Origin of the sequence: Brytella acorum, assembly GCF_029309905.1 — a bacterium.
GTDB classification, from domain to species: Bacteria; Pseudomonadota; Alphaproteobacteria; order Acetobacterales; family Acetobacteraceae; genus Brytella; species Brytella acorum.
Genome location: NZ_JARBJP010000006.1, coordinates 169,191 through 180,716 on the forward strand (window position 1 = coordinate 169,191; position 11,526 = coordinate 180,716).

The 11,526-nt window shown below is 58.5% G+C and carries 12 protein-coding genes; 1 reads left to right on the top strand and 11 read right to left on the bottom strand.

Annotated features, from left to right (window positions below):
* Nucleotides 1-20: 20 nt before the first annotated feature.
* The 11 genes from PWM43_RS11215 to PWM43_RS11265 all read right to left on the bottom strand — a co-directional run bounded on the left by PWM43_RS11215 (nucleotide 21) and on the right by PWM43_RS11265 (nucleotide 8,732).
* Complete coding sequence (locus tag PWM43_RS11215; protein WP_289842596.1) at nucleotides 21-902, bottom strand: substrate-binding domain-containing protein; 882 nt, start codon at nucleotides 900-902, stop codon at nucleotides 21-23.
* Between the two features lie 144 nt (nucleotides 903-1,046).
* A complete protein-coding gene (locus tag PWM43_RS11220) occupies nucleotides 1,047-1,817 on the bottom strand; it encodes an SDR family NAD(P)-dependent oxidoreductase (protein ID WP_289842597.1) in 771 nt (256 codons plus the stop codon).
* A 5-nt stretch (nucleotides 1,818-1,822) separates the two neighbouring features.
* Nucleotides 1,823-2,749, bottom strand: coding sequence for an AraC family transcriptional regulator (locus PWM43_RS11225; RefSeq protein ID WP_289842598.1), 927 nt, complete (start codon nucleotides 2,747-2,749; stop codon nucleotides 1,823-1,825).
* A 30-nt stretch (nucleotides 2,750-2,779) separates the two neighbouring features.
* Complete coding sequence (locus tag PWM43_RS11230; protein WP_289842599.1) at nucleotides 2,780-3,817, bottom strand: NAD(P)-dependent alcohol dehydrogenase; 1,038 nt, start codon at nucleotides 3,815-3,817, stop codon at nucleotides 2,780-2,782.
* 291 nt (nucleotides 3,818-4,108) lie between these two features.
* Nucleotides 4,109-4,585: a PA1136 family autoinducer-binding transcriptional regulator gene (locus PWM43_RS11235; protein ID WP_289842600.1), complete on the bottom strand. Its 477-nt coding sequence runs from the start codon at nucleotides 4,583-4,585 to the stop codon at nucleotides 4,109-4,111.
* Between the two features lie 3 nt (nucleotides 4,586-4,588).
* Nucleotides 4,589-4,786, bottom strand: coding sequence for a hypothetical protein (locus tag PWM43_RS11240; protein WP_289842601.1), 198 nt, complete (start codon nucleotides 4,784-4,786; stop codon nucleotides 4,589-4,591).
* Between the two features lie 35 nt (nucleotides 4,787-4,821).
* Nucleotides 4,822-5,268: a zinc-binding dehydrogenase gene (locus PWM43_RS11245; RefSeq protein WP_289842602.1), complete on the bottom strand. Its 447-nt coding sequence runs from the start codon at nucleotides 5,266-5,268 to the stop codon at nucleotides 4,822-4,824.
* A 12-nt stretch (nucleotides 5,269-5,280) separates the two neighbouring features.
* Nucleotides 5,281-5,817, bottom strand: a complete 537-nt coding sequence (locus tag PWM43_RS11250; protein WP_289842603.1) for an MDR family NADP-dependent oxidoreductase — start codon at nucleotides 5,815-5,817, stop codon at nucleotides 5,281-5,283.
* A gap of 155 nt (nucleotides 5,818-5,972) precedes the next feature.
* Nucleotides 5,973-6,206, bottom strand: a complete 234-nt coding sequence (locus PWM43_RS11255) for a type 1 glutamine amidotransferase family protein (RefSeq protein ID WP_289842604.1) — start codon at nucleotides 6,204-6,206, stop codon at nucleotides 5,973-5,975.
* A 975-nt stretch (nucleotides 6,207-7,181) separates the two neighbouring features.
* The gene (locus tag PWM43_RS11260) at nucleotides 7,182-8,141 is read right to left on the bottom strand and encodes a FecR family protein (RefSeq protein ID WP_289842605.1); all 960 of its coding nucleotides are present in this window, start codon (nucleotides 8,139-8,141) and stop codon (nucleotides 7,182-7,184) included.
* A gap of 87 nt (nucleotides 8,142-8,228) precedes the next feature.
* Nucleotides 8,229-8,732 (bottom strand): RNA polymerase sigma factor, encoded by a 504-nt coding sequence (locus PWM43_RS11265; RefSeq protein WP_289842606.1) that lies wholly within the window; start codon nucleotides 8,730-8,732, stop codon nucleotides 8,229-8,231.
* Nucleotides 8,733-9,126: 394 nt separating this feature from the next.
* Between PWM43_RS11265 and PWM43_RS11270 the strand changes: the two genes are divergently transcribed.
* Entirely contained in the window at nucleotides 9,127-11,430 is a 2,304-nt protein-coding gene (locus PWM43_RS11270) for a TonB-dependent siderophore receptor (RefSeq protein ID WP_289842607.1), read from the top strand.
* Nucleotides 11,431-11,526: the final 96 nt, after the last annotated feature.

Sequence of the window (11,526 nt, forward strand, 5' to 3'; positions counted from 1 at the left end):
CTTCGTGGCCGTGTCGCCGCTCACCAGTGGAATGTTTTCGCACCATTCGCATCGACGAGCTGCACATCGACGGGAACGGTGGCCGGAGGCGTCGCGCCCCACAGCTTCGCCAAAGCCATGGCGAGTGCGAGGCGGATCTGCTGGCGCGGGAACTGCGCGGCCGTGCCGATAAATTTCGATCCGGGCTTGGCGATGGCTTTTATGGCTTCCGGCGCGCCATCGACGCTGACGAGCTTGACATCCTGGCCGCTGGATTCGATGGCCGACAGCACCCCCAGGGAGCCGTTGTCGTTGACGCTGAAGATCCCCTTCAGGTCCGGGTTGGCCTGGAGCATGTTCTCCGCCACCGTCAGGGCCTGGTCCCGCTCCTGCTTGCCGTTCTGGACACTGACGATCTTGATATCGGAAAATTTGCCCAGAGCGGCGCGACAACCTTTCACGCGCTCCAGGATCGGCACTACGGGGATGCCATCGACGATGCCGACATTGCCGCTTTTGATCGTCTGTCCGAGATAGGCGCAGGCCTTGTAGCCCGCGTCGTAATTCTTGGAACCGACGAAGGAGTCGATCGGACCGCTGGCCTGCGCATCGACCGAGACGATCGGAATATTCTTGTCGTGCACGGTTTTGACGATGGAGGAGACGCCAGCGGAATCGGTCGGATTGATCAGGACAAGCCTGACGCCCTGCTGGAGCATATCTTCGATGTCGTTGACCTGCTTGGAGACGTCGTGATGGGCGTCGCTGACGACCAGCGTCGCACCGATGGTATTCGCGGCATCCTGAAGCGCATCTTTCATTGTCACGAAATAAGGATTGTTCATTTCCTGAAAGGAAACGCCAATCCGCAGCGGTTCGGCCGCGGAGGCCATAGCGGTGCTGCCCATCAGAAGGGATGCCATGAAAAGCGTGCGAAATTTCTTCATATCACAACCGTATTGAATGGGCTGTCTGTCGCAGCCATGTTCAGTGAAGCGTCCATCCGCAACGGGACAGGCGCGGGATGGGCGAAGAGGTGCGAAAGGCGTGTGAAACTGGGAAGAGCTTCAAAGAGCGGTGTAGCCGCCGTCCACGAAGATCTCCTGACCGTTGACCATCCCCGAGGCCGGAGAGGCGAGATAGAGAACGAGGTCGGCAACTTCCTCAGGCGTTGCGACGCGGCCCGCAGGAACCTTTTCGAGGAACGTCTGGAGCTTGTTGCCGACGCCCCAGACGCGCTCTCCCATCGGCGTCCAGACGACGGTCGGACACACAGCATTGGCCTGAATGTTGTGGCGGGCCCATTCCGCTGTCATGACTTTGGTCAAACCATTGAGCCCCGCCTTGGAGGCCACGTAAGAGCCGTGATCGGTGAGGGCGATCGTGCTGGCCATGGAACTGATGTTGATGATCTTGCCGCCGCCGCGCGTGATCATGTCCGGCGCAAAGGCGCGGGCCATCAACCAGGGCGCGCGCAGGTTCAGATCGAGAACAGCATCCCACTCCTCCACGCTCTGTTCGAGGAGGGATTTCGGAAGGCTCATGCCCGCGTTGTTCACAAGAATCGCGGCTTCGCCCAGCTCTGCGCGGACGTGTTCCACGATATTCCGGGGCGCCGTCGGATTGGCAAGGTCGGCGGCAATCGTCACGCAGCGGCGACCATGCGCTTCGACGATGGAACGGGTTTCGCCCAGCAGGGCCTCATCGCGTGCGACGGCGGCGATATCCGCGCCTGCCGCGCTCAGCACATCGCAGATCGTAACGCCTAATCCGCGCGACGCGCCGGTGACGACGGCAATGGTTCCAGCGAGGGAAAATCTTTGAGGTAGTGTGGTCATGAATTTCAGCTTTCCTGTAGGGCTGGCGCATTGACGATCTGACGGGACTGGCGTCGGAAGTCGCGCGGGGTGCAGCCTCGGAACCTCAGGAAGGTCCTGTTGAAGTTCGAGATGTTGCTGAACCCCGACGCGCAGGAGATATCGGTGATGGGCTCGTCGGTCGTCGCCAGAAGATGGCAGGCATGGCCGATCCGCAGCCGCTGCAGGAAGCTCATCAGCGTCTCCCCGGTCGTGGCACGGAACTGACGCGAAAAAGTCGACGGACTCATGCCCACCGATTCCGCCAGTGTTTCATGTCGGATTTCGGCTGGATCGGACGAGAGCAGCGTGCGGATGAGCCCGTTCATGCGACGGATTTCGGGGCGGTCTATGTCCGGCGCACCAGCCCGAATGGCGAGCTTGCGAAAGGAACATTCGGACAGGCTCGCAATGATGGAAATGCACGCGGAAAGCCGCGCGGTCCCTTGCAGCGTGCCCAGATCTTCCAGGGCCATGCCGAGGCGCAATGCACGGTCACCCGTAAATTCAAGGCCATACGAAGCGTCCTTGAAGATGCGTGCGACCGCTCCGAGTTCCGGACAGAGCGCGATGAGGCCCTCGATCCATTTCTGGGTGAACTGCAAAACGACATCGCGACCCTGAAGGGTCTCGCCCTCGGCCAGCGGACTGAACCAGGCATGGGGCAGTCCCGGCCCGATCAGGACGAGCTGCCGGGGAGCGAATGTGCCGATATGATCGCCGATCATCATGCGTCCCGAGCCGTGCGTGATCAGATGCAACTCGTATTCGGGATGATAATTCCAGCATGCGATTGAAGCGGGATAATCATGTCGGTGCCAGCGGAAGCTCTCGTCACGTGGCGGAAGAATCAGTTCACAGACCGCCGCCCGCCGGGCTTCGGCGTGGTGCTGTGCTCCTGAAGGGTTGCGCATATGCGACATAGTAGCCTGAGACTGCTTCGCTTACAGGGCGATCTGGATCTTGACGTCAGCGGGACGGCCTTCCGCTGCGCGTTCGAACGCCGCCACGGCATCGCGGAAAGGGTAGGTCGCCGAAATCAGAGGTTTGAGATCAATGCTGCCGGAGGCGACCAGCGCGATCGCGCGGTCATAGACATGGGCATAGCGGAACACCGTCTCGATGCTGAGTTCCTTGGCCTGGGCGGCGACGATATCGAAACCGACCTTGTGCGGCGGCATCCCGACCAGGACGAGCGTTCCGCCCGGTCTCGTGCAGGCGAGCGCGTCGGCATAGGCGCTTTCAAATCCGCTCGCCTCGAATGTTACATCCACGCCCCAATCGGCCCCGCAAGTCGCGTCCACGGCATCGCGGATGCCGGCATGAGTGAGATCGACGGGCAGCACGCGATCATAGGATCCTGCGATGCGAAGCTTGGCTTCCGAAATATCCGTGATCAGGACGCGGCTTGCCCCGGAAGCCAGCGCCGACAGAGCCGTCATGATTCCGATCGGGCCCGCGCCTGTGACAAGGCAGATATCTCCCGGCTTGATCCGCGCCTTGACGCAGGCATGCACACCCACGGCGAGAGGCTCGATCATCGCGCCTTCAGCAAACGAGACGTTGTCGGGCAGGCTGTATGTGAACGCGGCCGGATGCACGACGGTGGGCGTCAGACATCCGTGTACCGGCGGCGTGGCCCAGAAACGTACTGCGGGATCAATGTTGTAAAGACCCAGTCGGGAAGATCGCGATCCCGCATCGGGAATGCCCGGCTCCATGCAGACCCTGTCGCCAATGCGGAGATGTCTGACATTCTGACCGATCTCGATGACGGTTCCTGCCGCTTCATGACCGAGGATCATGGGTTCGCGCACCACGAAGGGACCGATCGCGCCATGTTTGTAATAATGCACATCGCTACCGCAGATGCCGACCGTATGCACGGCGATCCGCACGTCGTCCGGCCCGAGTGTCTCGGAAACGGCAATATCCCGCAATGCGATTTTGTGGCGTTCTTCCAGAACGAGTGCCTCGGCCATATTGGGTATCCTGCCCTCTGCGCTGTTACCTGATCTTGCGGATATCCCTCTTTCATATAGGCCGGTTATATCATTAAAAAGGTTTGTATCTCATAAAGTATGATACTTTTTTGTCGATAAATAACACAGATTCGTGATACTTTAGTGGAACTCGTTGAAAGCCTCCGAGAGCATTTCAGGACTTGTGTCTGACAGCCAATCTACGAACCCCGCCATGAATGCTTTGGACGCGGCTTGCGTAAGAATTTCGGTAAAGCGCCTGAAACCGCATGGTGACATGACGTTCGCCTCTCAGCTTTCGATATCGCCATTCTGTATGGCGGTGCGGATGGCCTGCGCCGTGGTCGATGCGCCCAGACGCTTGCGAATACGGCGCAGATGATTCTCGACCGTGCGTTCCGAAAGCCCGAGGATCGCCGCGAGATCGACCTGACGACGTCCGGCGGCGGTCCAGGACAACACTTCCCGTTCCCTCTCCGAAAGCCGTGTGATGATTTTTTCGCTTGGACCATCAATCAGCCTGCGCGCGGTTGTGAAAGCAACTCCTGCAACCATGCACAGGGCGAGGTGCACCGTGACCGACGCGTCAATCCTCGTCCCTCCCAGACTCATGGCTCCTTCGAGGCCAAGTGGTCCGAAGATCGGAATCTGGATGCCGTGGATACCTTCACCGTGCGGCGTATCAACCATCCTGTAGTCATCGCCTGGTGCTTCCGACGTCTTGCTCCAGAAAAAGGGTTCGTGAGCCTCCGGCATGTGATGCGTCACTGGTCAGCACCGGACGTAACTGGCGGCATCGATCTCCGTGCCATCCCCGACCCAGTCGCCCTCGACCCAGTATATACGGTCCACGATATCCTCGCGCGCCGACGATGCCGCGAACAGTACGAAGCGGTCATACCCGAGCTTCTGCCCGAACGACCGGATGGCGTCCTCGATGGTGCCCTGCGTTTGAGCCCGAATGATCATGGTGGCGGTTTTTTTCCTTGCCGAACGTTCGGACGTTACACGTCCAGACGCACCAGCGTCTTGCCGGTGTTGCCACCACTGAAAAGTGAGAAGAACGCCTCCGGTCTTTTATCGAGACCGTCGAAAATTGTATAACGACTTTGAATAAGTCCTTTGGACACCCAGTATCCCATCTGCGCCATGCACTCACTGCGGCGGGATATGTAATCGCTGTTGATGAATCCCCGGCTCTGCAAGCGTTTGGAGATGACGGCGAACAGGTTGGCAAACCCGATCCGTGCGTCGGAATTGTACATGCCGATCATGCCGCAGATCGCAAATCGGGCATTGCGTTTCGCTACGCCCATCGCCGCATCGAGCTGTTCGCCACCGACATTGTCGAAATAGACGTCCAAACCGGCTGGTGCCGCCGCGCGCAGCTTGTCCTCGAACGGGCCGGGAGATTTGTAATCGATGACATGGTCGGCATCCAGAGACCGCACGAAGTCGCATTTCTATGCTCCACCCGCTGAACCGATGACCGTCATGCCACGCAGTGTGGCGATCTGTACCACCAGCGATCCGACCGCACCTGCGGCTGCCGAGACGAACACCACATCGCCCGGTCTGGCTTCAGCAACGTCGAACAGCCCGAAATAGGCTGTCATGCCGATAGTGCCGAGGACATCAAGGAAATATTCGTCCTTCAGGTTTTCGCCCGGCAGCGGAAGTGCACCCTCGGCCCTGAGAGCGGCGCTATCCCGCCAACCCAGAAAATGACTAACCCGGTCGCCAACCTTGAATCGCCCGGACCGCGTTTCAACCACGCGTCCGACGGCAGCCCCCGTCATGGGGTCGTTCAGTTCGAACGGGGCGATATAGCTGTCCCCCTCGTCCATACGGGCACGCATGTAGGGATCGACCGAGAAGAAGCTGTTCGAGACCCTGATCTCACCATCTTTCAATAGCTGGTCCGGTATGTCCCGCAGCGCGAAGTTCTCCATGGTCGGAGAGCCTTTCGGACGGGATGCGAGAGTCCAGGCATGCGACATGCGTTTTGCTTTCTGCTCAGGACGCACGGGACGAGTATGACCCACTGAGCGTCCGTGGGATCGGGGAGGGGCGTCGATCCACGCCCTAAACGGCAGACTCAGGCGATTGCTGGCGATCCGTCAGTGCGTAACCGCCCGAACCTTCCGCCTTGTTGTCATGCGTTGACGGCTTCAAGAAGTGTTTCGGCCGCGAGCTTGCCAAGGTTGTTCGACGCCAGCGGACTATCACCTGTCAGCAGCAGCCGATCGCGATGGACCTGTCCGGTAATACCCGTGTTGAGGATCTTGACGTAGTATTTGCGTAGGTTTTCACCCACCAGCCATGCCATCGGTCCGGGAATGTAGCCGATTTCGATGTTGGCCCCGGTGTCCAGGCTGTCCGGGAACACGCGCATCTCATAGCCTTCATAGGCGAATTTGCCGCCGTCGATCGCCTCGGCCAGCAGGCTGGCCGGTCCGTGGCAGAGCGAGATCGTAAAGCGCTCGTTGGCTTGCGCCCAGCGCAGAATGTCGTCGACGTCCTTGCTGAACGGGATACCGTTGAGTACGCCGTGACCGCCGGGGATGAAGATGCCGATATAGGGGGGGCGGCCGTGAAACCCTCACCGATCACATCGGCCAGCCTTCTGGGTTGCTTGAGTTGCTTTTCGTATTTTTTGTAGGTCGCCTTGACGGCTTCGTCCTCGTGCGGAAATGCCCACCATTCGAACTTGACCGGATCGCCGGAAATGGTCGCGACTTCGATCTCGAACCCTGCCGCATCCAGATGATACATCGGCAGAAGCATTTCCACCGGATGATTGCCGGTCGAGAAAAATTCGCCACCCTTCATCATCAGGTAGCGCTCCTGCGAGCCGATCATCAGGATCTTCCACTTTCCGCCCGCATAGGGCTTCGGGTAGGTCGCGCCGTCGAAATCGGTCTTCGAGGACGTGTATTTGGTCAGGGAATATGCCGACGGGAAGAAGGCGCCGGCTTCCGCGCGGTCGGGAACCGGAGCGCGGCTCAGTTGTTCATCGCTCATGGATCTTCTCCTGTTGTGAAGCCTGTCGCGTGCATTGTCGAATAACGGGCCACGTAACGGATCATAGGCAGCTTAAGGACCGAGAAAAATGAGGGAAAACCCTCAATGTGGCATGATACCGCTCGGTCTTTTCCTGCGATCAGTTTCCGGGAATCCTTTTGCTCGGATCGAGCGCATTATCAGAATGGACGATCGACATGTCTGCCACATAAGGCAGGGACGTCGGGTGTATGAAAATCTGATAGATAATCTTTGAGTTTCATTCCGATATCATCTCATTCACTGCGGCTTGTCTGAAGTTCTTCGGGGTATCCATTTTCGGTTCCAATAAAGACGTGTCTCACCCCGGCCGTCTCCGCAGCAGAAGGATGCCGGCTGGCAGGTGCGTCACTGTCATCCCCGCTGTCGCGGCGATGGTCGTGATGGCCGCATCCGCCTGATCGATACGAAAGGCACCGCTGATGCGCGGTGTTTCCGTATCGCTGCCCAGAACGTAGACGCCCCCCCTGCGGTATCGTGCAATGGCCGCGATGGCTTCGTGGATCGGCGCGTCGTCCAAAATGAGATCGCCATGCGCCCAGGCCGCGATTTCCTCCGGCGTGATTCCATGTTCGACCCGTGCGACCATGGCGTCGGTGTAACTCGTGCGATCTCCCGTCCTCAGTCTGACGGCGGTCGGAGCGCCAAGCGGCGCATGAACGTCGACAACGCCACGAGCGACCGCCACGCGAACGCTCGTCTCCTCCTGACGGACCTCGAATACCGTTCCCACATCCTCCGTCACACCATCGCGCGCCAGGACCCGGAAGGGACGGTGCGGATCGTGCTTCACTTCGAACAGTGCGTTACCTTTGAGAAGCGTGATCGTACGGTCCGTTGCTGTGTAGCGTATGGCGATGGCGGTATCGCTATCGAGAATGGCGCGCGACCCATCGGTCAGGGCCAGGGTCTGCACAGTAATTCCTGACCAATGATCGGCCCGAAACCATAGCGAGGCAACCGGGGCATACAGCACGAGCATGGACGCGACCATGGCGGCGCTGCCGAGAAACAGGCCCCGGCTCACATGGCCTCTCCGGCCCAGCCGCTTCCACGTGCTGCGGGTGATACGATCCTGTTCCGGCGTGAGGTGAAGCGCGCGCCACAGCGCCCGTTCCCGCTCAAAAACCGCGTTGTGCTCCGGTGAGGCTGCCCGCCACTCCCGGAACGCGCTCAATTCCTCGGCGGTCATTGCGCCGGACGCCATCCGGACGATCCAGCGGCGCGCCGTTTCCGCGATATCCTGCGGTTCGTCTGTCACATGGTGCCCTTCGCCGTGTCCACGCCCTTCTTCCTCAGACGAACGGGCATCGCATGATTTAACAGACGAAGCATCGAACCGGGAAGGTCAGCCCGATCGGGACGACGCAATGATGTCCAGCGCGCGGCAGATATGGCGGCTGACAAGCGCGATGGACCGGCCCATGTGCGCGGCGATGTCCTTCTGGGGAACGCCATGGAAACGGTTCAGGATGAAGACGGTTCTCATCGGTTCCGGCAATGCCGCGACGGCCTTTTCGATCGCCTCCAGTTCGTGTCGGGCACACAGCGCACGTTCGGGCGACGGCGTGTCGTCTTCGATCCAGAGGAGATCGTGGATGTCGCCCTGGACCTCTTCGCGCCGCCTGGCCTGTCGGGCGCAGTCGATCGCGAGATTGGAGGCGAGACGATAGAGAAAGGCGCGCGGATTGACGATGTCCGTCGCGTTTTCGATGCGTCGGATCTTCTCAAACAGTGATTGTACGGCGTCCTCAGCCGTCTCCGGGTTGCCGACGATCCTCTGGATGACATTGAGTAGTTTCCGCCGTTCCGCAGAAATCAGATCCGTCAAAACCGCGATGTTGTCCTGCATGGCGCGCCGCCTGTCCGATGATCTTTTCCGCCTCCTACCATTCATGAGAATGGTTCGCAAATTTACCGGATGTGCCTGCTGGTCCGCGCGATCTGTGAAGCCACCGATCCCATTTTCGGAGCGAACGGAAAAAAAATGCACGGCAAGTGTAGAGAGCGGCGATCCCCCGTCGTCATAGATCTGTAGTTCTTAAGAATACGTTTCATTTGCAACGGGGAAAATTTCGGTGACAGTCCACAGCCGCTATCGCGGAGTCCGGTCGTTCTCGCGGTTTTACGCCATCGTCCAGCTGACGGGTTCGTGCCTTGCCGTGTCGGGAGCCCGCGCGGCCGAAGGGCAAGTCGCACTCACGCCCCCTCCGGCGATCCGGCATTTCTCGATCCCCGCGCAACCGTTGCAAAGCGCGTTGCAGGCGTATCTTCAGCAAACAGGTGTCCAGGTCGCCTATCCGACGGCCGATGCGGGGGCTGTGCGCAGTACCGCCGTGACAGGTGATTTCACGCCTCGGGATGGACTATCCCGTCTGCTGGCCGGCACGGGCCTGACCTATCGTTTCACTGGCGCGAACAGTGCGACGCTCGGCAAGGCGACTTCGGCCATCATGCTCGGTCCCGTGCGTGTCGGCGGTACGGCAAGGTCCACCGGCGGGGACGCGCAGTCCGCCTACGGCCCCGGCGTAGGCTTCGTCGCAACCCGGAGCGCGTCGGCCACCCGGACCGATACGCCACTGATCGAGACCCCGAAGACGGTCTATGTCGTGACGCGCCAGCAGATGGACGATCTGCAGCCGCTCTCCATTGGAGCGGCGTTGCGGTATACGCCGGGTGTGGTCAGCACGACTGCCAATGACAGCACACCTTCGGCCAGTCTGTTCCAGCCCGTGCATCAGCGTGGTTTCGAGTCCTACACCTTCGTGGACGGGCTGCTGAATGGCACCTCCGTGAGCGATCCCTTCTTTCTGGACCGGATCGAAGCGCTGAGTGGGCCGTCATCGGTTATGTATGGGCAGGCCAACCCCGGCGGTCTCATCAACATGACGCTCAAACGGCCGACTGAAAAGGCGCAGGGGCAGGCGAATGTGGGTTTTGGCAATTACGGGCGTTACGAAGGGCAGGTTGATTTCAGCGGTCCGCTCAATAAAAGCGGGACGTTGCTTTATCGGCTTATCGGTGTCGGTATCACCCAGGGATCGCAGATCGCTTACAACCACTACAAGCGGGTCGCCGCCCAAGGCGATATTGAGTGGAAAATCGACAAAAAAACTGATCTTACCATCATAGGGCAATTTTCTTATGACCCGGAGACATTGGATCCATGGATCGGAGTTCCCGCCTATGGCAGTTTGATCAAGGGGAGTTCCGGTCGCCTCCCGGTATCCAGATATTACGGTGATCCGTCTTTCAACTATAACTGGAATCGCGAATATATGGTGGAGGCTATTTTCCATCATGAGTTTACGCGGGATCTGCAGTTCAATTCGACGGCACGGTTTGACGCGCAGAGTAACGCTGGATGTGGTCTCTGGCTTAACAACGTTGATCGGACTACCGAGACGATTACCAGATCAGCATTTTGCAATAGCTCGATCAAGGGACGATCATCTCAGATGACGGCCAATCTGAGCTATAAGCTGAAAACGGGGCCAGTTTCGCATTCCTTCCTCGTTGGCGTCGATTACCGCTCACAATGGTCGGATGGTTACTGGGGGTTCGACTTCGCGACGGTTCCGGACGCAAGTATTCTCCACCCGGTATACGGACAATACACATTTTCCGACTACAATAATTATCGGCAGGGAAAATCCACATGGGCCAAGTATGCATATTGGCAGGACGGTATTTATTTTCAGGATCAGATAAAATGGCGCCGTTTTTACGTGAACCTCTCGGGCCGTCAGGACTGGAACGGATATGGCGATCTCTTTAATCGCCCATTCACATGGAATGCCGGAATTAACTATGTGTCCAGTATCGGGCTTGCACCTTATTTCAATTATGCGAAATCATTCATGCCGCAAATCGGTAAGGTTTATAGCAACGGCAGTGTTAGGCAGCCCGACCCATTGAATGGACATCAGTGGGAAGTCGGCCTGAAATATCAGATTCCGAATACTCAGTCTCTTTTCACAGCAGCTTATTATGACCTCGCCGAAAATAATGTTCTGGTGAACAATCCTGAATTCCCGCAGTATAGCCGTGAGGTCGGTCAGGTACGGTCGAAGGGTGTCGAACTCTCCGCCCACGCCAATCTGGCGCAAGGGCTGGATCTGATCGTGAACTATACATGGAACCGGGTTTATAACGCCCGTACGAACCTGACCGATCAAACGATTGGCGGCGAGACGGTCTCCCTGATGGGCAAGCGCTTGGCGCAGCAGCCGACGAGTGCGGCGTCCGGATTTCTCGACTACCGCTTTCCCAGAGCGCTTGCACCGGGACTGTCGGTCAATTTTGGCGTTCGCTATCAGGGTCAAAGCTGGGCGGACCAGGCAAACTCTTTCCGTAATCCCTCTTATGTGCTGTTCGACACAGGCTTCAACTGGGAAGTGGGGCAATTGTTCAAATCAACCAAAGGTCTGAACATCCGGTTGAGCATGACCAATCTCGCGAACAAAACCTATGTCCAGTGCAGTTCCAGCAACCTTTGTTTTTACGGCGATAAACGAATCGCTTACGGAACGGTCGGCTATCGTTTTTGAAGAACGGTACCCTCGGGTCGAAGGGGATTTTCCAGAGTAAAATTTCAGAATGGCCTGCGCGCAAGTTTGTTCTGAAAAATTTCTTTTGAAAAATTC